Here is a 23574-nt window from a genome sequence, read left to right as displayed (position 1 = left end):
TTGGTTTTCCTCCTCGGTATATACCCAATTCAATGTATTATACCATATTTTAAACGCTCGAAGCAAGCGATGCAGCATATCCTGTTTCTTAAATATTATAAAGGAAAAACGCATGGTTTGCTGCCATGCGTTTTTGTGGTCTTATCTCTATATCGCCGTGCCGCAAATCAGCGGATCGCGCAAGAGCAGTCGTACGATCCAAATCCCTGCCCACAGCGCCATCACGCCCCAAAGGAAGATTCGCTCACGCCGGTTGGAGCCGAGCAGCGGTTTTTGCCGGAACAGAACCAGAAGCACCACCGGCGGCAGCACATAAATCATGGGGTGATAGCGAAACGCCAGCCCAAAATCCAACCGCAGCAGCGCGACCGCCGCGCGCGACAACCCGCAGCCCGGGCAAGGAATACCGGTAAAATGCTGCAGCGGACAGCCCCATCCCAAAATCGAGGAGGACACAAACGCCGCCGCAGTCATGGCCAGCAGCACCAAAAGGCCGCATACCCCTTTTTTCATTTAACCCTGATAGGTCTCGCGGAACTCCAGGAACTCGTCATAGGTGCACTCCTTGTCCAGCACGCCCTTGTCACGGATTTCGATGATGCGCGTTGCAATGGTCTGCACGAACTCATGGTCATGCGAAGCAAAAAGCACCGTACCCTTGAAATCGCGCACGCCATTGTTGACCGCCGTGATGGATTCCAGATCCAGATGGTTGGTCGGCTGGTCGATCACCAGCACGTTGGAGCCAAACAGCATCATCCGCGCCAGCATCAGACGCACTTTTTCACCGCCCGACAGTACACGCACCGGCTTATACACATCGTCGCCTGAGAACAGCATGCGGCCAAGGAAGCCGCGCAGCGTGCTTTCCAGCGTGTCCGTGCGCGAATACGGCGCAATCCAGTCCAGCATGTTTTCGGTATGTCCTTCAAAGAACTCGTTGTTGTCCTTGGGGAAATAGCTCTGCGACGTAGTAACGCCCCACTTAAAGCTGCCCTCGTCCGGCTTGATCTCTCCCATCAGAATCTGGAACAGCGTAGTCATCGCCAGTTCGTTGTCCGAGATGAATGCGATCTTATCCCCGCGGCGCACAATAAAGGAGACGTTGTCCAGCACCTTTTCGCCGTCGATTGTCTTGGAAATGCCGCGCACCTCGAGAATATCCTTGCCCGCCTCGCGATCCGCCGCAAACGAAACCCACGGATAGCGGCGCGAGGACGCCGGCAGTTCCTCCACCGTCAGCTTGTCGATCAGCTTGCGGCGGCTGGTCGCCTGACGGGACTTGGATTTGTTTGCCGCAAAACGCTGAATGAAGTTCTGCAGCTCCTTGATCTTCTCTTCGTTCTTGCGGTTCTGGTCCTTAATCATGCGCTGGATCAGCTGAGAGGACTCATACCAGAACTCGTAGTTACCGACGTACAGCTTGATCTTGCCATAGTCAATATCCACGATATGCGTACAAACGTTATTGAGGAAGTGACGGTCATGCGAAACAACCAGCACGGTGCCTTCAAAGTCCGCGAGGAAATCTTCCAGCCAGCGCACTGCCTGGATATCCAGATGGTTGGTCGGCTCGTCGAGCAGCAGGATATCCGGCTTGCCGAACAAGGCGCGCGCCAGCAGCACCTTTACCTTTTCCACGTCGCCCAGATACTGCATTTCGGTATAAAGGATCGCGTCGGCATCCAGACCAAGGCCGTTGAGCAGCTGGCTGGCTTCGGTTTCCGCTTCCCAGCCGCCCATCTCAGCAAATTCCGCTTCCAGTTCCGCCGCCTTGTTGCCGTCCTCCTCGGTAAAGGGGTCCTTCATATAAAGCGCATCCTTTTCCTGCATGACCTCCAGCAGGCGCGGATTGCCGCCGAGCACAGTATTGAGTACGGTCTCCTCATTAAACGCAAAATGGTCCTGCTTCAAGACGCTCATACGCGTTTTGGGCGCGATGGAAACCGTGCCGGTGGACGGGTCCAGATCACCCGACAAAATGCGCAGAAACGTGGATTTGCCGGCGCCGTTTGCGCCGATCACGCCGTAACAATTTCCTTCCGTAAACTTCAGATTGACGTCCTTAAAAAGCGGCTCCCCGCTGAAATTCAAGCTCAGATCGCTGATGGTAATCATGCTGCATCCGCCTCCTGTTTGTCTTTTTTCGATCTGTAACAGTATATCATACAAACTTTGCTTTTCACAGTTTTTTTACACGTCCGTCCGCATTTTTGGTGATGTTGTATTGAAACCGGACCGCACAGGGTCTATACTATATTTATTCTTATCAAGGAGGTTTTTCCATGTCCAACCTGATGCAAATCATCAAATCCCGCCGCTCCACGCGCGCGTTTGAATCCAAGCTCGCCCCGAAAGACCAAATCATGCAGTTGGTTGAGGCCGCCGAATGGGCGCCCTCCGGCATGAGCAAATATCTTTGGCACTTCACGGTGGTTTACAGCGCCGATAAATCCCTCGCATTGGCACGCGCCGTTGCAGAAGCGGACAACCGCGGCCCGGAATACAACTTCTACGGTGCGCCGGTCAACATTATTATTTCCTACAAACGCGACGAGCATCACGCTTTTGTCGATGGCGCCGCAGCAATGGAAAACCTGCTGCTCATGGCGACCGAACTTGGACTGGGCTCTTGCTGGATCAACCAGATCCGGGAATGCTGCGATGACCCGAAGGTGCGCGCGCTGTTGACCGAATACGGTGTGCCGGAAGATCATATCGTCATCTGCTCTGCCGCGATCGGCTATATCGCCAAGGAAACCCCGGCAAAGCCCCGCAAGGAAGGCACCATTTCTGTCGTGGAATAAAGGAGGTCCTCTCAATGGATGCACAAGTTGCCAAGCTGAAAGAATGGATTGATGCCAGCGATAACATCGTGTTTTTCGGCGGCGCCGGTGTTTCGACCGAAAGCGGCATCCCGGATTTCCGCTCGGTGGACGGCCTGTACAACCAGCAATATAAATATCCGCCGGAAACCATCTTGAGCCACACCTTTTTTATGGCAGAACCGGAGGAATTTTACCGTTTTTACCGCGCCAAAATGCTTGCGCTGGATGCGCAGCCCAATGCTGCGCATCTGAAACTGGCGGAATGGGAACGCATGGGCAAATGCCGCGCGGTCGTCACCCAAAACATCGACGGCCTGCACCAGAAAGCCGGTTCCAAAGAAGTGCTCGAACTGCACGGCTCGGTGCTGCGCAACTACTGCATGCGCTGCCACAAGCCCTATGATGTGCGCGACATCGCTGCCGGCAAGGGTGTGCCCAAGTGCGAGTGCGGCGGCACGATCAAACCGGATGTTGTTCTGTACGAGGAGAGTCTGGACAGTTACACGATCAACAAGAGCGTGGAGTATATCCGGAATGCCGATATCCTCATTATCGGCGGCACTTCCCTCGCCGTTTATCCCGCGGCCGGACTCATCGACTATTACCGCGGCAACAAGTTGGTTCTGGTCAACAAATCCGCAACCCCGGCCGACCGCCGCGCCGATTTGGTAATCCACGCGCCGATTGGGCAAGTGTTTTCTCAGCTTTAATCGATAGCATCGAAAAAATCCATTTTTCTGCATGGTTTCTCCCCTTTCCGGCAATACTACGAAAAACCGGAAAGGGGAGTTTTCATGTTTCTTGATAAACTTGCATTGATTCTGGCCATTATTGGCGGTCTGAACTGGGGCAGCATCGGTCTGTTCGGTTTCGATCTGGTGGGATTTCTCTTCGGCGGACAAGCGAGCGCCATGAGCCGCATTATCTTTTCCCTTGTAGGTCTGGCGGCACTATGGTGCATTTCCCTGCTGTTCCGCGGCAACAACGATTCCGAAGAACGACATACTTCCTGACGCAAAAAGAAAAACCGCTGCTCAAAGCAGCGGTTTTTCTACTTATCTTTGCTTAAAACGCAACCTTTTCTGCGATATATGCAGCCACATCTTCTACCTTGATGCGCACCTGCTCCATCGTATCACGGTCACGGACGGTCACGCAGCCGTCCTGCTCGGTTTCAAAGTCCACCGTGACGCAGTACGGCGTGCCGATCTCGTCCTCACGACGGTAACGCTTGCCGATCGAACCGGCGTCGTCAAAGTCCACCGAGAACTGCTTGGACAGCTCCTGCCAGATCGGCATTGCCTTGTCGGACAGCTTCTTGGACAGCGGCAGCACCGCAGCCTTGAACGGCGCGAGCGCCGGATGCAGACGCAGTACGGTGCGGACATCGTCCTTGCCGTTCTTATCCTGGCCCACGACTTCCTCGTCGTACGCATCGCACAGGAATGCAAGCGCAACACGGTCGGCACCGAGCGAAGGCTCGATAACATACGGAATATACTTTTCGTTCGCTTCCTGATCGAAGTATTCCATCGACACACCGGAAGTTTTCTGATGCTGAGTCAGGTCAAAGTCGGTGCGGTCGGCAATGCCCCACAGCTCGCCCCAGCCAAACGGGAACAGAAATTCGATATCGGTGGTCGCATTGGAGTAGTGCGACAGCTCCTCCGGATCATGGTCACGCAGACGCAGGTTCTCATCCTTCATACCGAGGGACAGCAGCCAGTTGTGGCAATAGTCCTTCCAATACTTGAACCACTCCAGATCGGTACCGGGCTTGCAGAAGAACTCCAGTTCCATCTGCTCGAACTCACGGGTACGGAAGGTAAAGTTGCCGGGCGTAATCTCATTGCGGAAAGACTTGCCCACCTGACCGACGCCGAACGGGATCTTCTTACGGGTGGTGCGCTGGATATTCTGGAAGTTGACAAAGATGCCCTGCGCGGTTTCAGGACGCAGATAAATCTCATTCTTTGCGTTTTCCGTAACACCCTGATAGGTCTTGAACATCAGGTTGAACTGACGGATATCAGTGAAGTTATGACCGCCGCAGTTCGGGCAGGCAATCTGATGCTCATCGATATAGGCCTTCATCTGCTCATTGGTCCAGCCGGCCGGATTTTCGCCGGTCGCATCTTCGATTAGCTGGTCGGCACGATGACGGGTCTTGCAGTCCTTGCAATCCATCAGCGGATCGGAAAAACCGCCTACATGGCCGGAAGCCACCCAAGTCGTCGGGTTCATCAGAATGGCTGCATCCAAACCGACATTGTACGGGCTTTCCTGCACGAACTTTTTCCGCCATGCAGCCTTGACGTTGTTCTTAAACTCAACGCCGAGCGGGCCGTAGTCCCAAGTGTTGGCAAGACCGCCGTAAATCTCCGAGCCGGAATACACGAAGCCACGGCCCTTGCACAGGGCAACGATTTTTTCCATTGTCTTTTCGCTGTTTTTCATTTTTCAATTCTCCTTTTGGCGCATCTGGCTGATGCACGCTTTTTTTGATCAGGCATCAAAAAAATGCTTGACATGTGTTTATTCTACATGTATAATATTTACTTGTCAAGAGCAGTTACGAAACACTGTAAAAAACAAAATATGGGCCTGTAGCTCAGTTGGGAGAGCGTTCGGTTCGCATCCGAGAGGTCGAGAGTTCGAATCTCTTCAGGTCCACCATGCTCGGGAGATCTCGTTTTGAGATCTCCCGATTTTTTATGCTCCCAGGATGCGTGATGATACACACTCTTGTCCCCTTCCGGATGTAATCAGTCAAAGAGCTGTGTGACACTGATTTTAAATTCCACTTCGATTTCAAACTTCTGCCTAATATTTACCCGCTCAATAATTTGCCGCAGGATCGTCCTCTTTCCATCTATATGGCTCCCCGCATACAGATCATCCAGGACATGATCTTGTTATACTCTTTTCCCCATTTGCCTGTTCCAATTCCTGTGCCAGTGCCAGGGCTAACTGATCCGGGCAGGAAGTCCCTTTATCCAGGCATTGGATTCCCTGTAACCGCGCAATCGCGTCCTCCACATGCATCCCTATCAGCAGGCGGCTGAGCGCCTGCGTAAATCCTGGACAGCCCAACACAAATTCCACCGACCGAATCACTCCATGGTCTACTTCCAATCGAATTTCCTTGGCACAGGTGCCTTTGGTCTCATAAATCATACGGTTCTCTCCTGTCTCTGGCAATCCTTGACGATTTGCTGTATAATAACAAAATAGTCCTTCCCATAATAGGAAAGTCAAGTAGTAATCAGGAGGAATGACAGATGCAGGGCTTTCTTTCCATCGGTGACTTTGCCAAGCTTCGCAATGTAAACCCCAAATCGCTGCGATATTATGAGCGGATCGGTGCGCTGATTCCAGCATATATCGACCCGGAAACTGGCTACCGGTACTATGCCTTGGAGCAGCTGGTGGAAATGGACATGATTTTGATGTGTCTGGAGCTGGACATTCCCCTGCGAAATGCAGAGCAATACCGGCAGTCCGACCAGACGCTGGACATTCGCCGCTTGCTCGAGGATGGCCAGCAAAAAGCACACGAAAAGCTGGCCCACCTGCGCAACACCATGCAGCAAATGGAGGAAGCGCTCCGCCGGATCGAAGAAAACAAACGCTATCAGGAACAGGAGGGTGTTTATCGACGGCATCTGCGCCAGCGGCTTATTTTGCGGCAACCCTTCACTCCCTCCGGCGGAGAGTTGGCGTTCAAGCAGAGCTCCACGGAGATTTTTCTCCGCGGACAATCCCTGGGTCTGCTGCCCGCCTTCACTTTTCCCATTGGACTAATTGCCCAGCGACAGGGAGACCGCACAGATACTGATATTTTTCTGGAGGTACTCCAGCAGGAAGATGGGATTACCAATCTGGACGTGCTGCCCGAAGGGAATTATCTCTGCCAGCAGAGACCCGCACAGGCGCTGGAACATGTGGATGCGTTGATCACAGAATACTTTGTGCAGCATCCCGAAGCAAATCAGGTGATCATCACCAATCTGACTTCCGCATTTTTTGATCTGAAAGGACCGCTACTCGAATTACAGCAACCAATTTGACCCCAAAGGGCGCTGGGAGCATTTCTCCCCGCGCCCTCTTTCTTTGAATAATTTTTACTCAAAAAATCCCCTTGACTTTCCTATTATAGTAAGGTTTATGATTGCATATTGCGGGGATTTCCCGCCCAATCAAAACCAAAATGGAGGAAGAAAAACCATGCAGGCGCAAACCAATCCCCTTGGGTATGAGCCGGTCGGAAAGCTGCTTGGCACCTTCGCCGTGCCCAGCATTATTTCCATGGTAGTCAGTACCCTGTATAATATCGTCGATCAGATTTTCATAGGCCGCGGTGTCGGCTATTTGGGAAACGGTGCAACCAATGTAATCCTGCCCCTGACCGTAATTGCCCTGGCGCTTGGCCTGATGATCGGAGACGGTACCACAGCCTATTTCAGTCTGTGCTTGGGGCAGGAAAACCGTCAGAGAGCCGCACAGGGCGTAGGCAATGCCATTACCCTGACGGTGATAGTCAGCATTCTGTTGACCGCCCTGTCTCTGCTCTTTCTGAAACCCCTCTGCGTTCTGTTTGGCGCCACAGACGCCACCATGTCCTACTCTCTGGAGTATGGGTACATCATTGTATTGGGCTTTCCCTTTTATATGTTCAGCATGGGATTTAACTCCATTATGCGTGCGGACGGGAGCCCGGTCTATGCCATGCTGGCGACACTGAGCGGCGCGATTTTGAATACCATTCTGGACCCAGTTTTTATTTTTGTTTTCCACATGGGGGTAAAGGGAGCTGCCATAGCCACGGTTCTGGGGCAGATCGTTTCCTGCATCATGACCCTGCTTTATCTGAGAAAATTCCGGTGCATCACCCTGACCCCTGACTGTTTGCTCCTCCGATGGAAGTTGTGCGGCAAGGTATGCAGCCTTGGCATTTCCAGTTTCTTTCTTCAGCTGGCGGCCACCATTGTGATCACTGTAATGAACAATGTGCTGGTCAAATACGGCGCAGCCTCCAAGTATGGCGCTGAAATCCCCATGACCACGCTGGGCATTACCATGAAGGTCAACCAGATTATCACCGGCATTGTCATCGGAATTTCTGTTGGCTCCCAACCCATCATTGGATACAATTATGGTGCCGGAAAGACAGCACGGGCGCAGAAAACCTACTTGTTGGCGATCATCTTTTCCACGATCGTCATGGGTGCAGGTACGCTGTTGTTTCAGTTGTTCCCCGACTCGATCGTCAGTATTTTTGGCTCAGAGTCCGAGCTGTATCGAGAATTTGCAGTCAAGAGCCTGAAGATCTTTCTGCTGCTCATCCTCTTGAACGGATTTCAGCTGTGCACAGGCACCTTTTTTCAGGCAATCGGAAAGCCGATACAGGCCACTTTGATCTCTCTATCCCGTCAAGTGCTCTTTTTGCTGCCGGCTCTGTTGATCCTGCCCCGCTTTTTTGGGGTGGAAGGTGCCCTGTGGGCCGGACCGGTAGGCGACGCCTGCGCCTTTGTGTTGGCACTGGCCTTTGGCTTTGCGGAATGGAGAAAAACCGGACGCTGTGGCCAATCCCAAACATAAAGTTTTCTATGGAGGATATTGTTATGACTCATATTTCCGATCCCATTACCATCCGGAACCTGACCCTGTCCAACCGTCTGGTGATGCCTCCCATGGCCACCGCAAAGGCGGACGAAAACGGCCATGTGACAGATGCGGTATGCGACTACTACCGCGAACGCGCAAAATACAGCAAAATCGGCCTGATCATCACCGAACACAGCTATATTCATCTGCAAGGCAAGGCCCATCCAGGCCAAACCTCGCTGGCCTCGGATGATGTGATCCCCTCTTTTCGGCAGCTGACCGACTGCATCCACCGGGAGGGTGTCAAAGTCTTTGCGCAGCTCAGCCACGCGGGGTCGGCGGCGCTGTCCAAGATCACTGGGCAGCCGCCCGTAGGCCCCAGCCCGATCTGCCACCCCAAGCAGCAGGAAGAACCGCCTGCGGAGATGACGCTTGCACAGATCCGGCAGGTAACCGAATGGTTTGCGCAGGCTGCCGTTCGGGCAAAACAGGCTGGCTTTGACGGCGTGGAGATCCACTCCGCCCACGGCTATCTCCTCAATCAGTTTTTCTCCCCGCTGGCCAACCAGAGAACCGATGCGTACGGTCCTCAGTCAGTGGAAAACCGCATCCGCTTCCATCGGGAAGTCATTCAGGCAGTTCGACAGACTGTGGGGGATGACTTTCCCATTGCCCTGCGGCTGGGCGGCTGTGACTATGCAGAGGGAGGAAGTACCGCTCTGGACTGTGTGGAGGCTTGTCGGCTGCTGGAGCACAGCGGCATCGATCTGATTCATCTCACCGGCGGCATGCACGGCTTCATTCGACCCGGACACACCGAACCCGGGTATTTCCGGGATCTGTCTGTTCCCGTAAAGCAGGCTGTCTGTCTCCCTGTTCTTCTGACAGGAGGGGTCACCACCCCAGCACAGGCCGAAACCCTCCTGCTGGAGGGCTGTGCCGACCTCATCGGCGTGGGCCGAGCAATCTTTAAAAATGCCCACTGGGCAGACTGAGTTTTCCGTTTTGTATCCCCCCTTTGGGGAAACTCACATGTAATTGCAGACCCTATCTGACAGGATTCGGATGCAGCGTGCAGTATAAAAGCAAAAAGTGAAATGCTGCTTTACTATGAAGAATCCCCTCATCTTGCAGATGTAACGAAGGAACTCATCATTTGCTATGAGGGAGAACCTTATAAAGCAATAAGTGGTACTTTGGGCAGCGTCATGATAAACAATTATGTTGAGGATGTTCGCAGCGCTGTAAATGAGTATTACGGTGTTTATATGTTGCATATATGCCCAGAATACCAACTGATTGATGGAAGAAAAATAGTGACAAACAGTATGAATATCCGGTGATACGCATTTGCCATCGCTGGGAAAAATAACAGGTTACCTCCTGTACTTCTGGCAATTATTACTCTGTGTTCACAAAATAAGCTTTATCACATGGAAAGCCCTGCAAAAGCAGGGCTTTCTGTAACAATATGATAGTTCAGTAGAGGGATTGCGCCACAAAGCTGATCGATGTGATCCGGCCATCTATTACCTCGATAGGCATCTTGTCTTTTGATACCGTCAAGGTGGTTCCATATAGATCTTTATACCGCTCCATGCTGTCGCCGACCCGCAGTCCCCGGATCGAGGAATAACGGTCTGTAACCAGCTTTACGCTCCGTATCTCCTTTCGGGAGGCCGGCCATTCGCGGTATCCGGAACCCAGAACCAGTTCAATATCGCCATCCGTATAGGTCTGCTCACAATACCCTCCCAGACCCAGCGCGGGATGGGCATCTTCCACAGGGTAAAACCGTTCCTGAACCGCATCATCCAGCCCGCTGAAGTCGCTTCCGACAGCAAACCCCGGTATGCCGTTTTCGTTTCTTGCCATCGTAAGGATGACGCGCTGGTCATCCGGCTCCCAAACCACCTCAATCTGCCCGCTCATCTGCATCACATGAACCGGAACAAAAATTCGTCCATGCCGAAGCTGCGGCAAAAGAGATGCCTGTTCTGCCCCATAATCCCTGCGATAATATTTGTCCTGCCAGCGGGGCTGCATACTGCCATTGAGCATATAATCCGTATTGTCCATCCAGATTTGCGAAAAGCACCAGCTCTCCGGATCGTTCCTTTCCGGCAATGCATAAAGTGCGCCGGAAATGCTATTGCCGATATACGTCGGCGCAATGATGCCGCCAAATCGCTCAACCGTTTCCCGAAGCGGCACATACGGGACATCATCCAGCAAAAACGGTGCATTTTCCAAAGCAGTAGGTTCACCGTTTATCAGGGCCGATGGCTCGGAGATTTTCATACTGATGGACAGACCGGACACTTTGGGTACATCAGTTTCCGTTTCTGCTGCAAACGCTGCAGGAAGCACAAGAGAGAGCAGCATGCAGCAAGCGATCATGCTGTATTTCAGTCTGCGCATAGGCCCTTCCCTCCTATTCATCCTACCCTTAACAGTCCTACCTTCATCCACTTTTACGAAACTCTCATATCCGGTACAGCTTCGCGGGAAATGATGATGGCCGCTTCCAGACGAGAAATCGTATCATTCGGACGATATCCTTTTTCATCTCCGATCACGATGCCGGCCTTTTGCAGTGCTAAAATGCTTTCAAAATAAGGGGTTTGGTCCGTGACATCCGGAAATGCGGACATATCACTGATCTCTGCCAGTTCCTGTTCCGGCAGTGCATTTGCAAACAGGTATGCCATCTGTGCGCGTGTAGCCGGTTGGTTATAATCGTCAAATTCTGTCCCGGTCATGATTCCCAGCGCAACACAGTAGTCTACATAAGGCTGATACCACGCTGCACCCTGCGCCCGAATCGGAAATACACCCTGAAAGCCGTTATAAGTGTTATGCACCATCGCCGCCATTTTTACCGCTTCGGCCACAGTCAGCGAACCGGACGGCGCAAAGCGGCTGTCGGACTGGCCATTCATGATGCCGAGCTCATAAACGGTTTTGACCGCAGACTCTTGCGATGCAGCAATATCTTGGAATTTCCCAGCAGGATATTTGGCCTGTCCACGGAAAAACGTCAGGCTTGGAGTTTCTGCACGAGCGACAAAGGTTATATTATCTTTTTCGCATTCTCCTTCAATAAATGAACTTGCTTCCCCATACACCGTCAGACCTCTGTAATTCCATGTGCCGTCTGCACTTCCCCATGACATGAAGATATCTTCGCCATTTTGTACGCTATCAGGAATCCAGACTGCTTTCAAAGAGCCGTTATAAAACGGAGCCCAACCCAAATCCGTTGTACCATCCGGGAAATGTAATGCAGTTAAGCTGGGGCAATTTGATAAGGACAAATTCGAAAAGGTAGCAGGACTTTCAAATATAATGGAATATAATTCCTCGCACCCTTCAAAAACATTATTTTCCAAATATACAGGTCCAGAAAAGGTGATAGAAGTAATTGGACACTGTGAAAATGCCCAACATCCAACTTCAGCAACCGTAGAGGGAAGTTCCACAGTTTTCAAATTATTCATTTTCAAAAATGATAGTTGTCCGATACGTGTAACGCCTTCCTCAATGATTACTTTTTCAATATTCATGCCATACCAAGGGGCTATGGATTCGTTGTTGAAGTTATGGTTGGGGTCGGCATAGTCCGGTATAGCTCCTTCGCCGCTGATGGTCAGCGTTGTCCCGTCTACCGACCAAGTGATCCCCCTGTTTTGCTCCGTAGTCGCTGCATATGCCGGCGATAGGCAGAAAAACAGCGCAGCAAGGAAAATAACTGTGAGTTTTTTCATGTTACCAACCTCCTCATCTATAGAATAGCATGGGATAAGACCGTTTTTTTCACCAATGTACCGCCCCTACCCATCTGATTGTTGTCCTTTGTATTTGTAAGCAAAAGCCACCGGCTTGGCCGGTGACTTGCAAAGGATTTGCTTTTTTGCCCCGATTCCCTAACCGATATATAGGCGGTAAACCGTGGCTGCGGCCTGCTCCCGTGTATAAGAACCTTTTGGCGAGAAACGGTTATTTCCTGTTCCATGCATGACAGGTCGGCCAGCACCGCTGATGGAAGAAATGGCATTTACCGATTCCAGCGCCCAATCAGAAATCTTATTTTGATCCGCAAAGGACAGCGGCTCATCCGTTGCTTGGTATCCTAGTAAAATGGCTGCTTTCCAAAGCATTTTGGCCGCTTCCTCTCGAGTAATGGACTCGTCCGGAGCGAACCGCCCGTTTCCCACACCGTTTACGATTCCGAGTGCATAGGCTTCCACCACATCCTCATGACTGGTATCTGTAAACGGATCAGAAATCGAAGGATCGTCTACCGCAATTCCTTGCTGGTGCAGCGCCTGCATCACCAGCACGCAGAAGTCCTCTCTGCTGATCGGCATATCCCAGCTCACTTTTAGAGCATCCGGCAGTATCCCGGCGCTCTCTGCCGCGTTAATCTCCGGCTCAGCCCATGCAGAAGGTGACCCATCATAGGGGTGCAGCATCGCAACTTGCCACTTTCCATTCCGCTGGATGTAGATCGCATTTCCAGACCATTCGGTACGCAGAAGATCTGCCTGTAGGATGCAATCACCATCTGTCGTATAGATGCGATCCCCCGCTGAATACAAACCAAGCTGCGGCCAATCATAACCACCATCGTGCGTGCAGTCCTCTATGGGGATTGGTGCAGTCGCAATTTTGCGCCCTTGCTTGTCGTAAATGGCACACAGTTTGCCATCATGGAAGCACCAGACCGTCTCATCATCTGTACCGTAATCATAGGAAAACCGAAGTTCCTCGTACCGTCCTGCAGGGATCATGACTTTCTCTGTGTCTTTGGTGGCAAATACTCTATAATAATATAGACGCATCATCTTCTCGATTCGATTCATCTACTTTTCTGACTTTTGACAGCGCAGATCCTATTACCGTCCGCAGCAAGATTTCGCACTCTTGTTCAAAACTGCTTTTCCCCAGTGCTGGACTGCTCAGTGGTTCGCCGGTAGTCAAATTGTAACACACCATATCTGCAGGATCAGAAAAATCAAAGTTTGCATGAGAAGAACCGGTTCGTAGTTTTCGTAAATGTGAGTAAACCACGCACTGCGATTTATAAAAAAGCGTGACTGTTGGATGCAAAGCGTTTCCCCTAAGAAGGAATCCGGCAGCATCCAGCTGGACTCAATCCCATACTGTTTTATGCCAGCAAAAGCGTATTTTCCAACACATCGCTGTACTCATCAGGATGCATAACGCGCATTTCCGCGTCCGTCAAATGGGTTCCATCGACAGCATCCAACATTCCGCCCCGGAAAAAACATCATGATCTGATTGAAATGCAGCAGAGGTATACAGTGGACAGTAATCCGACCATTGCGAAGCTGCAGCAAAAATGACGCCTGTTTCGCCCGTATTCCCTGCGATAAAAATGTCCGGCCGATGGAGTACGCGGCTATCGCTGGCATAATATTGACCGCCTATCAAAAGCACGTGATTTCCCTATCATATGCTGCATCATGTGCTTCCCGAAACGGTATGCTCCATCCCTGCTCGCACCGCGAATAAAGCCTGTATTGATGACTCTTACTAGCAAAGGTTCGCAGAATATATCTCAGCGATTGATTTCCTCAACCAGGCGCACAAATTCATTCATTTCTCTGGTGTGCCATTTTTCTTTGTGCGAGAAAATCTGACGATACAGGGAAACATGAAAATTACTCACTCTCAGCAGGGACAGTTTTCCCTGCCGGACGCTTTGCTCCACCGCATACCATGGCAAAAGTGAAATCCCCCGATTATTCTCCAGCATTTTGATGATGAAGGACGTATCACTGCATTCCAAAAACGGCGTCAGAATGGTTTCGCGGGAAGCAAGGAACCGATCCAATACACGGCGGTAGTTGGCATCACGCTCTGTCAGATAAAACGGCTGATCAAGCAGCTGCTCCAACCTGAGATCGGAAATGCCACGCATCTCCTCTCCAAGCGCAGCCGAAGCCACGAACACAACTTCTTCCCGCTGCTCCATCAGCTTGCGCCAGTTGTTGTTATACTGTGGCTCATCCAAAATATAGATCATATCCAATTCGCCGCGCTCCATTTGTTCAATCAAATGTTCCGGTTCCCCGATGGTCACATTGATGACCACCTTCGGGTGTCGTTCCCAGTATAATTTGAGAACAGCGGGCAGCTTAAAGTAACACAGGGATTCGATCGTTCCGATATGTAAGCGTCCATGCAGTTCTCCTGCGTCCGAAACCGAAAGCCTTGCTTTGTTGACTTCATTGAGCACCTCATACGCGCGTTCGAGGAACTGCGCGCCCGGATCGGTCAGGGCAATCCGTTTACCCATCCGGTCAAACAGACGGGTGTGAAGTTCTTCTTCCAGCTGATGAATCTGCACAGTCACAGCGGACTGCGAATATCCCAGGCTTTCCGCTGCCTTGGAAAAACTCTTGAATTGAGCAACCCGGATGAATGTGCTGATCTGTCGCAACTCCATATCAACGCGCCTCTTTTCGATTGCATTTTTAGTATTAAAATTTTGAAACAATAATATTAAATTTATGAATTTGACTTATCATTATAAACAGAATATACTAATTTCAACAAAGGGTCAAGGGAAAATTGAGCAAAATTATAGGAGGTTGTTTCGCTTATGGACAAGAAAAAATTCAAACTCGGCCTGCTCCCCAAACTCGTCATCGCAATCATCGTCGGTATCCTTTTCGGCCAGTTCCTGCCGGAATGGTTTTGCCGGGTCGTGGTGACCGCATCCACGCTTTTCAGCACCTTCCTCTCATTTGTCATCCCGCTGATGATTCTGGCTTATGTCACCATGGGTATCGCCAATCTGAAAAACGGCGCGGGCAAGCTGCTGCTGATCACCGTCATTCTTGCCTATGGTTCCACCCTGATTGCCGGCTCGGCCTCCTATCTTGTTGCGCATAACCTGTTCCCCAGTTTTATGAGCGCCGACGCACTCGAGCAGATTTCCGCCACCGCAGAAAATTCGCTGGAGACCTATTTCAGCCTGAATCTCCCCGCCCTGATGGACACTCTTTCCGCAGTTGTTCTGGCTTTTGTGCTCGGTCTGTGTCTGTCCACACTACGCGGAAAAACCATCGGAGATACCTTATATAATGGAATCAGCGATTTCTCCGGCATCATCGACAAGGTCCTGCACGCGGTCATCATCCCGCTGCTGCCGCTTTACATCTGCGGTACGTTCACCGATATGACCAAATCCGGTAAAACCTTCGCAATTCTGGGCATCCTATGGAAGGTATTCCTGGTTGTCATCATCATGCACCTGATCTGCATCGTGATCCAGTTCACCATCGCCGGCCTGGTCAGCCGCAAAAACCCCTTTGCGCTCATCAAGAATCAGATCCCCGGTTATGCCACGGCGCTGGGCACGCAGTCTTCCGCCGCCACCATTCCGGTCAACCTGCAATGCGCAGAAGCGGACGGCGTTTCCGAAGAAATCCGCAATTTTGTCGTTCCACTGTGCGCCAACATCCATATGGCGGGTTCGATGATCACCATTACCGCCTGCGCTACCGCAGTCTGCCTGATGAACCAGATTCCGATCAGCCTTGCCACGGTGGTTCCCTTCGTCATGACGCTCGGCATTGCGATGGTCGCCTCTCCCGGCGCGCCCGGCGGCTCGATCATGACCGCACTGCCCTTCCTGTATATGATCTTCGGTGCGGAAGCCGGCGACCCCAGCGGCCCGATCTGCGCGATCATGGTTGCGCTGTACATCACGCAGGATTCCTTCGGCACCGCGTGCAACGTATCCGGTGACAACGCGATCGGCGTGATCGTTGACACCATTTATCGGAAATTCATCAACAAATCTTCTGTCAAATCCTGATTTTCCGCATCAGATAAGGAGAACTGCAATGTCCTATGTCAGTGTTTTCGATGTTCTGGGGCCGAATATGATCGGCCCCTCCAGCTCCCACACAGCCGGCGCCGCCGTCATTGCCTTTCTGGCGCATAAGATGATCGCTCCCCCGCTGAAAAAAGTGGATTTTATCCTGTATGGTTCGTTTTCCAAAACCTATCACGGGCACGGCACCGACCGTGCCCTGCTGGGCGGCATGATGGGCTTCAGCACAGATGATATCCGCATCCGCAACTCGTTCCAGATCGCCGCGGAGCGCGGTCTCGCTTACAGCTTCACCCCGTGCGAAACCGAAACCGATGTGCATCCCAACACGGTCGATATCCGGATGGAAAACGCACGCGGACAAGTGATGACGGTTCGCGGTGAATCCTTGGGCGGCGGCAAGGTGCGTATTTCCCGCATCAACGGCGTTTCCGTGGATTTCACCGGCGATTACAGCACCGTCATCGTTGTCCAGCAGGACAAGCCCGGCGTGGTCGCGCATATCACCAAAGTGCTCAGCGACAGCAATGTCAATATTGCCTTCATGCGCCTGTTCCGCGAATCCAAGGGCAACACCGCCTATACCATCGTGGAATCCGACGGGCGCTTCCCGGAGGGGATTGCAGAACCGCTGCGCAACAATCCCAATGTGCATGACGTTATGATCGTAGAACCGTAGAGAGAGGGAAAAAGATGGATTTCAAATCTGCCAAAGAACTGCTGGAATTATGCCGGCAGGACCAATGTCTGATCTCTGAGATCATGCGCCGCCGGGAATGTGTTCTGGGCGAAACGACCCGCGACATGGTGGATCACCGCATGGCGCGCGCCTTGGAGATCATGCGCAATTCCGCAACCCAACCGCTAAAAAGCCCCCTGAAATCCATGGGCGGTCTGATCGGCGGCGAAGCGAAAAAAATATCCAGCCATGCCGCCAAGGGCAAAGCGATCTGCGGCGATGTGCTGACCAAGGCCATGACCTACGCCATGGCTGTTCTGGAAGTCAACGCATCCATGGGCCTGATTGTCGCAGCGCCCACCGCTGGCTCTGCCGGTGTGGTGCCCGGTCTGCTGCTGGCGCTGCAGGACTGCTACAAAATCTCCGACAGCCGCCTGATCGATGCGCTCTTCAACGCCGGTGCCGTGGGCTATCTGGCCATGCGCAACGCAACGGTTGCCGGCGCCGTCGGCGGATGTCAGGCGGAGATCGGCGTCGCCGCTGCCACGGCGGCCTCCGCAACCGTGGAATTGATGGGCGGCACCCCTGAGCAAAGTTTGGACGCTGCCTCCACCGTATTGATGAACATGCTCGGTCTGGTGTGCGATCCGGTTGGCGGTCTGGTCGAATACCCCTGCCAGAACCGCAACGCCGCCGGTGTTGCCAATGCCCTGATTGCGGCCGAGCTCTCGCTCAGCGGTGTACAGCAGCTGATCCCGTTTGACGAAATGCTTGCAACCATGTATGCTGTCGGCCGCCGTATTCCCATCGAACTGCGCGAAACCGCATTGGGCGGCTGCGCCGTCACCCCTTCGGCCTGCGAATTGTGCGGCCGGTGCAGTTGAATTTCGCGTCAGCATCCATACGCGATCGGAACACCGCAGAAACTTCTGCGGTGTTCTGCTTTTTGTCAAGCACAAAGCAGCAAGAGACAATCTCGTGCATCCACGCTTGACAAATTCATACTGAATTACTATAATATAAGCATAAGAGGCAAGGATGCCCCATATTTTTTGCATCACAGTTAGTTACATCTAACTCTTATTTATTCAGGAGGATTTCATTGAATCAATCACTTTTTCTTGCGTTCTCCCTGACGCTGCTCGCAGGACTCAGCACGGGAATCGGCAGCTGCATTGCCTTCCTCTGCCGGCAAACCAACCGAAAATTTCTTTCGGTTGCGCTTGGATTTTCCGCAGGCGTCATGATTTATGTATCCATGATCGAGATTTTCTCCAAGGCACGGGAATATCTGCTTCCCCAGTTGGGGGACCGACTCGGCAACTGGGTCACCGTTATCTCCTTTTTCGGCGGCATGCTACTGATCGCTCTGATCGACCGATTAATCCCATCGGAGGAAAATCCCCACGAAGTCAAATCCATGGAGCAAACAAGCAGCGACATGCCGCATCCGAATCGCCTGATGCGCATGGGTCTGTTCACGGCGCTGGCCATCGCAATTCATAATTTCCCGGAGGGACTTGCCACCTTTGTATCCGCCCTGCAAGAGCCCAGCGTGGCGATTCCTATTGTGGTCGCCATTGCGATTCACAACATTCCGGAAGGCATTGCGGTCTCCGTGCCGATCTATCAGGCCACCGGTTCCCGATATCGCGCGTTCGGGTATTCCTTTCTTTCCGGACTGTCCGAACCGGTCGGCGCGCTGCTGGGATGGCTGCTGCTCCGTCCAATCATGAATCCAACGGTATTCGGCATTCTCTTTGCAGGCGTAGCCGGTATCATGGTGTTCATCTCTTTCGATGAACTGCTGCCTGCCGCGCGGGAATATGGAGAGCATCACCTGTCCATCTACGGACTGATTTCCGGGATGGCTGTCATGGCTGTCAGCCTGCTGCTATTTTTGTAAAGCATTGGATGAAAAAACAGACTTGCAAACTGCAAGTCTGTTTTTTTATACATCACTGCACAATGTATTCTGTTTATCAAACGATCGATTCTATCTATGGGGTAAAAAAACGATCTTTATTATTGGTAAAGACTCACAATTCGCCGCCATCCAAAATATACTGTCGAAATTGCCGAACCGCCGGCGACTGGAACGCCTTGTCATTACTGACCACATAAAAATTCCGCTCCCAAGCAGGATGACTGATCTGAATAATCTTCACGTCCAGCCGCAGCAAAATCTCCATATACGGCACAACCGCGATGCCAAAGCCCTGCGCCACCAGTCCGGCAATCACCTGATCCTCCTCCGTTTCATAGGCGATCCGCGGCGTCCCGCCGATCTGCGCATACAGCCCATCCACGACGTTCCGCAAACCAGATTCCTTGGAAAAATAAACTTGCTCATAAGGCAAGGTCTCTTCCAAATCCACCGAATGCCGCCCCGCCAACGGATGATTGCGCGGAACGATCAAAACCAAATCCTGCTTATCGACCGGAATTGCCGTAAACTCCATTTCCGCAGGCGGTTTTGAGCAGAAAACCAGATCGAAATGTCTCGCGGACAGTTTTTCCAACAACTCCTGTGTTACACCGGTTTGAAAGGTGAAACGAATATCCTTTCCGGGATTTGCTTTCAAAAAACCGGCGGCGAGGCGCGGAACATATTCGACCCCCAGCGTGCGCAGCAGGCCAAGACGAATGAGCCCCTCTCCGCGCGCATTGCGCCGCATGGCTTCCACCCCTTCATCCAACGTGGACAGGGTATTTTCCGCACAAATCAGGAATTCCTCACCGAAGTGGGTCAGAACCGTATTCCGCCCTGTTTTTTCAAACAGCGGCACACCCAACTCCGCCTCCAACTGCGCGATCGCATGGCTGAGGCTGGGCTGCGTAATACATAACTGTTTTGCTGTTTGTGTGTAATGCTTCGTATGCGCCAATTGCACAAAGTATCGTAAATGGAACAAATTCAAGGCGTCCACCTCCATTTTTACCATACCACATTTGATAGATAAAATCTATCGTTTTATGAGAACAATTGATTTGTTATTTTTCTAACAATAAGCTAAGATAGGAGTCGCGAAACAGAAACGCCGTATTTGCGGCAGAAGGAGCTGTGCAATCATGCACATTTCGGGAACAACCCAAATGCTTGGACTGATTGGAACGCCGGTGGCGCATTCCAAATCTCCAGCCATGTATAACTATTGTTTTGACAAATTCGATTTGAACTGGGCATACCTCGCCTTTGACGTTCCGGCAGAGGACGCCGGCAAGGCGGTTGCCGCGATCCGCACCCTGCACATGCGGGGCGCCAATGTGACGATGCCCTGCAAAAATGCGGTCATCCCCTTTTTGGACGAGCTTTCCCCGGCAGCAAAAGCCATCCAAGCCGTCAACACCATCCTCAATGAAAACGGACGGCTGATCGGCCACAACACTGACGGCTGTGGCTACACACAGAATCTGCGCCGAAACGGCGTGGACGTCGCGGGCAAGAAAATCGTATTGCTTGGCGGCGGCGGCGCAGCTTCCGCGATTGCCATTCAGGCCGCGCTGGAAGGCGCCGCTGAAATCGCGGTGTTCAACCTGAGAGACGCATTCTGGGAGCGGGTCAGCAATGGGCTGAAATCCATCTCTCAGGCGGCACCCGGCTGCAAGCTCTCTCTGCACGACCTGAGCGACCGCAACGAACTCAAAGCCGCCATCGATCGCTGCGACATTCTCTCCAACGCCACTCGGGTTGGCATGGCGCCTTATGAGGAGCAGAGCAACATCACCGACCTTTCCTGGTTCCGCCCCGACCTCGTCGTAACCGATGTAGTCTACTCTCCCGAAGAGACCAAAATGCTGCGCGAAGCCAAAGCCGCCGGCTGCCGCACCTGTGACGGTCTGGGCATGCTGCTGTGTCAGGGCGCTGCTGCTTTCCGGCTTTACAGCGGTCTGGAAATGCCTGTCGAACAAATCCGGCAATTGCTTTATCGATAAACAAACAGAAAGGAACTGCATATGAACGAATCCAAACGATACTATCCAACGGCGCTGGCGCTGTATATCACCTATTTTGTCCTCGGTGTTGCCTCCACCATCATGGGACAATACAAACAGAACTTTGCCGCTCTGTGGGGCGCTGCCACCCTTTCCGACGGCAGCTATGATGTTTCCAGCGTGGTCGCCGTCATCGCCGCCATTGGTCTTGGCCGCCTGTTGGCGTTTCCGATCGCCGGCCCGCTCAGCGACCGACTGGGGCGTCGGCTCTCCGCCTTGATCGGCTGCACGCTCTATGCCATTTTTCTGCTGGCAGTCACGTTCTCGCCCAATCTGTATGTCGGCTATGTGCTGGCCGTCATCAGCGGTATGGCCAATTCCTTTCTGGATACCAGCATCACCCCCTCCTGCATGGAAATCTTTAAGGAAAAAGGCACCATCGCCAATATATTCACCAAACTGTCCATTTCGATCGCACAGTTTTTGCTGCCGTTTGCCATCGGCTTTGTTGCCGTTCGCAATCTGCCGTTCAACACGATCTTTCTGGCGACGGCCGTCATCATCGTGGTCGATGGAATCTTCCTTGCGTTTCTTCCGTTCCCGCCCTTTGAGCGCACGGTGAAAGGCGAGAAAAAGAAAGAAAAAATGCACTTCTCCCCCGCCGCCATCGTGCTGGTCTGCCTGGGCTTTACCACTTCGACCACCTTCATGCTTTGGATGAACTGCAATCAGGAACTGGGCACGCTGTACGGTCTTGCAGATCCCAGCAAAATCCAGTCCTTCTACTCGGTCGGCATTGTACTGGCGCTGTTTGTCAGCGCAGCCTTGCTGCGCAGAAACGTGCAGCCGGCAAAGATCCTTGTCACCTACCCCACGATTGCATTAATCACGTTGGGCGCGATCTATTTCATCCAGCAGCCTGTGATGTGTCTGATCGGCGGCTTTTTGCTGGGCTTCTTTGCCGCAGGTGGCGTATTGCAGCTGGTGACCGCGGTAGCAAATGAAATGTTCCCCAAAAACCGCGGCGTTATCACCTCGATCGTGATGATCTCTTCCAGTCTGGCCAACTACATCGTCATCAGCATCGCCGGTGTACTGACCAAAGTCAGCGGCACCGAAGGCCCGCGTCTGGTGCTGCTGTTCAACATGGTCATTACGCTGATCGGCATCATTCTGGCACTCTATCTTAACGCCTGTCTCAAGCGCGAGCGGGCAGCGGTGGAAACCGAGGGATAACAAATGAACAATGTGTTTTTGATTGGATTTATGGGGGCCGGCAAGTCTTCCGTCTCCCACCGCCTGCACCAGCTGCTGCACCGGGAAGTCATCGAAATGGATGCGTGCATCGCACAAAAAGAAGGCATGTCCATTCAGGAGATCTTCGCCCAAAAAGGCGAGCCGTACTTCCGGGCCTGTGAAACTGCGCTGCTGGAAAGCTTCACCGCCGGCGCGCCGCGCATCGTCTCCTGCGGCGGCGGCGTGCCCATGCGCGAAGAAAATGTTGCGGCCATGCGCCGCTGCGGCACCATTGTGCTGCTCACCGCGCGCCCGGAAGTGATTCTTGGGCGGGTCGAACATGACCACAGCCGCCCTCTGCTGGAAGGACACAAAGACGTTCCTTATATTTCTGCGCTCATGGAACAACGCAGACCGAAATATGAGGCCGCAGCCGATATCACCGTAGATACCTCGGATCGAACGATCGAGGAAGTCTGCCGGGAAATCATCAAGCTGGCTGCGCAGACCGAGACAACCACAAAATAATTTTGGATCACAGGAGGAAATCATCCATGTCTCACAAGTATCCCATTACCATCAGTTCCTGGACGCTCGGCGATCAATGCACCTTTGAAGAACGTGTGGCAGCTGCCAAAGCCGCCGGCTTTGAAGGCATCGGCCTCCGCGCGGAAACCTATGTCGATGCCCTGAACGAAGGCCTTTTTGACGCCGATCTGCTGGCGATCCTGAAAAAGTACGACATGCAGGTCACCGAAGTGGAATACATCGTACAGTGGGCGGAAGAGCACCGTTCCTACGAGCAGAAATACAAGGAGCAGATATGCTTCCACATGTGCGAGCTGTTCGGCGTCCACCACATCAACTGCGGTCTGATGGAAGACTACTCGGTAGAATACACGGCGCAGAAGCTCAAAGAGCTGTGCCACCGCGCAGGCAAATACACGATCGGCGTCGAGCCGATGCCGTACAGCGGCCTGCCCGATGTGAAAAAGGCTTGGGCCGTGGTCAAAGCTTCCGGCTGCGACAATGCCAAGCTGATCCTGGATTCCTGGCACTACATCCGCGCCGGTCAGCCCTGCGATCTTTCCGTGCTGGCTGATATCCCGGCAGACAAGATCGTCTCCATCCAGATCAACGACGTACAGGCGCATCCCTATGCCAAGAGCATTCTCCGCGACGAATCCATGCATGACCGCATGCTCCCCGGCACGGGTTACGGCGACACCGCAGGCTTTGTCAAGATGATCCACGACAAGGGCATCGAGCCCGCCGTTGTCGGCGTGGAAGTCATCAGCGACGAAATCCTGAGCCATGGCGTTGCCCAAGCTGCCAAGGAAAACTTTGACGCGACCAAAACCCTTCTGGAACAGGTTTGGCCCGAAGTATTGCAAGCATAATCAGAAAAAATAGGAGGA

24 protein-coding genes and 1 tRNA gene are annotated in these 23574 nt (G+C 52.6%); 16 read left to right on the top strand and 9 right to left on the bottom strand.

Translation table 11 applies throughout. The features are described from left to right. Positions 1-147: 147 nt before the first annotated feature. Positions 148-513 carry a DUF2752 domain-containing protein gene (locus EJL02_RS00550; RefSeq protein WP_125114474.1) on the bottom strand — a complete coding sequence of 122 codons (366 nt, stop codon included), beginning with the start codon at positions 511-513 and terminating at the stop codon, positions 148-150. After that, positions 514-2118 carry an ABC-F family ATP-binding cassette domain-containing protein gene (locus EJL02_RS00545; RefSeq protein WP_125114473.1) on the bottom strand — a complete coding sequence of 535 codons (1605 nt, stop codon included), beginning with the start codon at positions 2116-2118 and terminating at the stop codon, positions 514-516. It abuts the gene before it with no gap. Between the two features lie 167 nt (positions 2119-2285). Between EJL02_RS00545 and EJL02_RS00540 the strand changes: the two genes are divergently transcribed. The 3 genes from EJL02_RS00540 (at position 2286) to EJL02_RS00530 (ending at position 3841) form a co-directional block, all read left to right on the top strand. Beyond that, positions 2286-2807, top strand: coding sequence for a nitroreductase family protein (locus tag EJL02_RS00540; protein ID WP_125114472.1), 522 nt, complete (start codon positions 2286-2288; stop codon positions 2805-2807). Positions 2808-2821: 14 nt separating this feature from the next. Further along, positions 2822-3538 (top strand): NAD-dependent protein deacylase, encoded by a 717-nt coding sequence (locus EJL02_RS00535; RefSeq protein ID WP_125114471.1) that lies wholly within the window; start codon positions 2822-2824, stop codon positions 3536-3538. An 84-nt stretch (positions 3539-3622) separates the two neighbouring features. Further along, positions 3623-3841: a DUF378 domain-containing protein gene (locus EJL02_RS00530; protein ID WP_125114470.1), complete on the top strand. Its 219-nt coding sequence runs from the start codon at positions 3623-3625 to the stop codon at positions 3839-3841. A gap of 52 nt (positions 3842-3893) precedes the next feature. On the opposite strand, the gene EJL02_RS00525 is transcribed toward EJL02_RS00530, so the two are convergent. Next, the gene (locus EJL02_RS00525; protein ID WP_125114469.1) at positions 3894-5285 is read right to left on the bottom strand and encodes a glycine--tRNA ligase; all 1392 of its coding nucleotides are present in this window, start codon (positions 5283-5285) and stop codon (positions 3894-3896) included. A gap of 143 nt (positions 5286-5428) precedes the next feature. On the opposite strand from EJL02_RS00525, the gene EJL02_RS00520 reads away from it, so the two are divergent. Then, a tRNA-Ala gene (locus EJL02_RS00520) sits at positions 5429-5504 on the top strand. A gap of 219 nt (positions 5505-5723) precedes the next feature. Here the strand turns inward: EJL02_RS00520 and EJL02_RS00515 are convergent. Continuing rightward, on the bottom strand, positions 5724-6005 hold the full coding sequence (locus EJL02_RS00515; RefSeq protein ID WP_125114468.1) for a TIGR03905 family TSCPD domain-containing protein: 282 nt from the start codon (positions 6003-6005) through the stop codon (positions 5724-5726). 104 nt (positions 6006-6109) lie between these two features. Here EJL02_RS00515 and EJL02_RS00510 point away from each other — a divergent pair, with 104 nt between their 5' ends. From EJL02_RS00510 to EJL02_RS00495, 4 genes are all read left to right on the top strand, one after another. Continuing rightward, positions 6110-6898 (top strand): MerR family DNA-binding transcriptional regulator, encoded by a 789-nt coding sequence (locus EJL02_RS00510; RefSeq protein ID WP_125114467.1) that lies wholly within the window; start codon positions 6110-6112, stop codon positions 6896-6898. A 157-nt stretch (positions 6899-7055) separates the two neighbouring features. After that, a complete protein-coding gene (locus tag EJL02_RS00505; protein ID WP_243114365.1) occupies positions 7056-8429 on the top strand; it encodes an MATE family efflux transporter in 1374 nt (457 codons plus the stop codon). A gap of 23 nt (positions 8430-8452) precedes the next feature. After that, complete coding sequence (locus EJL02_RS00500; protein WP_125114465.1) at positions 8453-9430, top strand: NADH:flavin oxidoreductase; 978 nt, start codon at positions 8453-8455, stop codon at positions 9428-9430. Between the two features lie 102 nt (positions 9431-9532). Beyond that, positions 9533-9778, top strand: coding sequence for a hypothetical protein (locus EJL02_RS00495; protein ID WP_125114464.1), 246 nt, complete (start codon positions 9533-9535; stop codon positions 9776-9778). A 136-nt stretch (positions 9779-9914) separates the two neighbouring features. Here EJL02_RS00495 and EJL02_RS00490 read toward each other — a convergent pair whose 3' ends face one another. From EJL02_RS00490 to EJL02_RS00475, 4 genes are all read right to left on the bottom strand, one after another. Then, positions 9915-10856: a stalk domain-containing protein gene (locus EJL02_RS00490; RefSeq protein WP_125114463.1), complete on the bottom strand. Its 942-nt coding sequence runs from the start codon at positions 10854-10856 to the stop codon at positions 9915-9917. A 53-nt stretch (positions 10857-10909) separates the two neighbouring features. Next, entirely contained in the window at positions 10910-12202 is a 1293-nt protein-coding gene (locus EJL02_RS00485; protein ID WP_125114462.1) for a leucine-rich repeat protein, read from the bottom strand. 159 nt (positions 12203-12361) lie between these two features. Then, positions 12362-13300 carry an S-layer homology domain-containing protein gene (locus EJL02_RS00480; RefSeq protein WP_125114461.1) on the bottom strand — a complete coding sequence of 313 codons (939 nt, stop codon included), beginning with the start codon at positions 13298-13300 and terminating at the stop codon, positions 12362-12364. Positions 13301-14019: 719 nt separating this feature from the next. Further along, complete coding sequence (locus EJL02_RS00475; RefSeq protein WP_125114460.1) at positions 14020-14910, bottom strand: LysR family transcriptional regulator; 891 nt, start codon at positions 14908-14910, stop codon at positions 14020-14022. 156 nt (positions 14911-15066) lie between these two features. Here EJL02_RS00475 and EJL02_RS00470 point away from each other — a divergent pair, with 156 nt between their 5' ends. The 4 genes from EJL02_RS00470 to zupT all read left to right on the top strand — a co-directional run bounded on the left by EJL02_RS00470 (position 15067) and on the right by zupT (position 18890). Beyond that, positions 15067-16287: a dicarboxylate/amino acid:cation symporter gene (locus EJL02_RS00470; RefSeq protein ID WP_125114459.1), complete on the top strand. Its 1221-nt coding sequence runs from the start codon at positions 15067-15069 to the stop codon at positions 16285-16287. Positions 16288-16315: 28 nt separating this feature from the next. Continuing rightward, positions 16316-16984, top strand: a complete 669-nt coding sequence (gene sdaAB / locus EJL02_RS00465; protein ID WP_125114458.1) for an L-serine ammonia-lyase, iron-sulfur-dependent subunit beta — start codon at positions 16316-16318, stop codon at positions 16982-16984. A gap of 14 nt (positions 16985-16998) precedes the next feature. After that, entirely contained in the window at positions 16999-17868 is an 870-nt protein-coding gene (sdaAA, locus tag EJL02_RS00460) for an L-serine ammonia-lyase, iron-sulfur-dependent, subunit alpha (protein WP_125114457.1), read from the top strand. 218 nt (positions 17869-18086) lie between these two features. Then, positions 18087-18890, top strand: coding sequence for a zinc transporter ZupT (gene zupT / locus EJL02_RS00455; RefSeq protein WP_125114456.1), 804 nt, complete (start codon positions 18087-18089; stop codon positions 18888-18890). Positions 18891-19023: 133 nt separating this feature from the next. Here zupT and EJL02_RS00450 read toward each other — a convergent pair whose 3' ends face one another. Further along, positions 19024-19920, bottom strand: coding sequence for a LysR family transcriptional regulator (locus tag EJL02_RS00450; RefSeq protein WP_442857991.1), 897 nt, complete (start codon positions 19918-19920; stop codon positions 19024-19026). Positions 19921-20080: 160 nt separating this feature from the next. Between EJL02_RS00450 and aroE the strand changes: the two genes are divergently transcribed. From aroE to EJL02_RS00430, 4 genes are read left to right on the top strand one after another with little or no spacing between them, the layout of a single operon-like run. Continuing rightward, positions 20081-20920: a shikimate dehydrogenase gene (aroE, locus tag EJL02_RS00445; protein WP_442857990.1), complete on the top strand. Its 840-nt coding sequence runs from the start codon at positions 20081-20083 to the stop codon at positions 20918-20920. Between the two features lie 21 nt (positions 20921-20941). Continuing rightward, positions 20942-22156: an MFS transporter gene (locus tag EJL02_RS00440; RefSeq protein WP_125114454.1), complete on the top strand. Its 1215-nt coding sequence runs from the start codon at positions 20942-20944 to the stop codon at positions 22154-22156. Positions 22157-22159: 3 nt separating this feature from the next. Next, a complete protein-coding gene (locus EJL02_RS00435; RefSeq protein ID WP_125114453.1) occupies positions 22160-22684 on the top strand; it encodes a shikimate kinase in 525 nt (174 codons plus the stop codon). 26 nt (positions 22685-22710) lie between these two features. Further along, positions 22711-23556 carry a sugar phosphate isomerase/epimerase family protein gene (locus tag EJL02_RS00430; RefSeq protein WP_125114452.1) on the top strand — a complete coding sequence of 282 codons (846 nt, stop codon included), beginning with the start codon at positions 22711-22713 and terminating at the stop codon, positions 23554-23556. The last annotated feature ends 18 nt before the right edge of the window (positions 23557-23574 follow it).

The sequence above is a fragment of the Agathobaculum sp. Marseille-P7918 genome (assembly GCF_900625105.1).
Classification (GTDB): Bacteria; Bacillota; Clostridia; order Oscillospirales; family Butyricicoccaceae; genus Agathobaculum.
The sequence above is the reverse complement of the archived record's forward strand: the minus strand, read 5'-3'. Positions and strand labels throughout refer to the sequence as shown.

Excerpts from the sequence above, each read along its gene's own strand:
- EJL02_RS00550 (WP_125114474.1), bottom strand. The coding sequence starts at position 513 with ATGAAAAAAGGGGTATGCGGCCTTTTGGTGCTGCTGGCCATGACTGCG.
- EJL02_RS00545 (WP_125114473.1), bottom strand. The coding sequence starts at position 2,118 with ATGATTACCATCAGCGATCTGAGCTTGAATTTCAGCGGGGAGCCGCTT.
- EJL02_RS00540 (WP_125114472.1), top strand. The coding sequence starts at position 2,286 with ATGTCCAACCTGATGCAAATCATCAAATCCCGCCGCTCCACGCGCGCG.
- EJL02_RS00535 (WP_125114471.1), top strand. The coding sequence starts at position 2,822 with ATGGATGCACAAGTTGCCAAGCTGAAAGAATGGATTGATGCCAGCGAT.
- EJL02_RS00530 (WP_125114470.1), top strand. The coding sequence starts at position 3,623 with ATGTTTCTTGATAAACTTGCATTGATTCTGGCCATTATTGGCGGTCTG.
- EJL02_RS00525 (WP_125114469.1), bottom strand. The coding sequence starts at position 5,285 with ATGAAAAACAGCGAAAAGACAATGGAAAAAATCGTTGCCCTGTGCAAG.
- EJL02_RS00515 (WP_125114468.1), bottom strand. The coding sequence starts at position 6,005 with ATGATTTATGAGACCAAAGGCACCTGTGCCAAGGAAATTCGATTGGAA.
- EJL02_RS00510 (WP_125114467.1), top strand. The coding sequence starts at position 6,110 with ATGCAGGGCTTTCTTTCCATCGGTGACTTTGCCAAGCTTCGCAATGTA.
- EJL02_RS00505 (WP_243114365.1), top strand. The coding sequence starts at position 7,056 with ATGCAGGCGCAAACCAATCCCCTTGGGTATGAGCCGGTCGGAAAGCTG.
- EJL02_RS00500 (WP_125114465.1), top strand. The coding sequence starts at position 8,453 with ATGACTCATATTTCCGATCCCATTACCATCCGGAACCTGACCCTGTCC.
- EJL02_RS00495 (WP_125114464.1), top strand. The coding sequence starts at position 9,533 with ATGCTGCTTTACTATGAAGAATCCCCTCATCTTGCAGATGTAACGAAG.
- EJL02_RS00490 (WP_125114463.1), bottom strand. The coding sequence starts at position 10,856 with ATGCGCAGACTGAAATACAGCATGATCGCTTGCTGCATGCTGCTCTCT.
- EJL02_RS00485 (WP_125114462.1), bottom strand. The coding sequence starts at position 12,202 with ATGAAAAAACTCACAGTTATTTTCCTTGCTGCGCTGTTTTTCTGCCTA.
- EJL02_RS00480 (WP_125114461.1), bottom strand. The coding sequence starts at position 13,300 with ATGAATCGAATCGAGAAGATGATGCGTCTATATTATTATAGAGTATTT.
- EJL02_RS00475 (WP_125114460.1), bottom strand. The coding sequence starts at position 14,910 with ATGGAGTTGCGACAGATCAGCACATTCATCCGGGTTGCTCAATTCAAG.
- EJL02_RS00470 (WP_125114459.1), top strand. The coding sequence starts at position 15,067 with ATGGACAAGAAAAAATTCAAACTCGGCCTGCTCCCCAAACTCGTCATC.
- sdaAB (WP_125114458.1), top strand. The coding sequence starts at position 16,316 with ATGTCCTATGTCAGTGTTTTCGATGTTCTGGGGCCGAATATGATCGGC.
- sdaAA (WP_125114457.1), top strand. The coding sequence starts at position 16,999 with ATGGATTTCAAATCTGCCAAAGAACTGCTGGAATTATGCCGGCAGGAC.
- EJL02_RS00450 (WP_442857991.1), bottom strand. The coding sequence starts at position 19,920 with ATGGAGGTGGACGCCTTGAATTTGTTCCATTTACGATACTTTGTGCAA.
- aroE (WP_442857990.1), top strand. The coding sequence starts at position 20,081 with ATGCTTGGACTGATTGGAACGCCGGTGGCGCATTCCAAATCTCCAGCC.
- EJL02_RS00440 (WP_125114454.1), top strand. The coding sequence starts at position 20,942 with ATGAACGAATCCAAACGATACTATCCAACGGCGCTGGCGCTGTATATC.
- EJL02_RS00435 (WP_125114453.1), top strand. The coding sequence starts at position 22,160 with ATGAACAATGTGTTTTTGATTGGATTTATGGGGGCCGGCAAGTCTTCC.
- EJL02_RS00430 (WP_125114452.1), top strand. The coding sequence starts at position 22,711 with ATGTCTCACAAGTATCCCATTACCATCAGTTCCTGGACGCTCGGCGAT.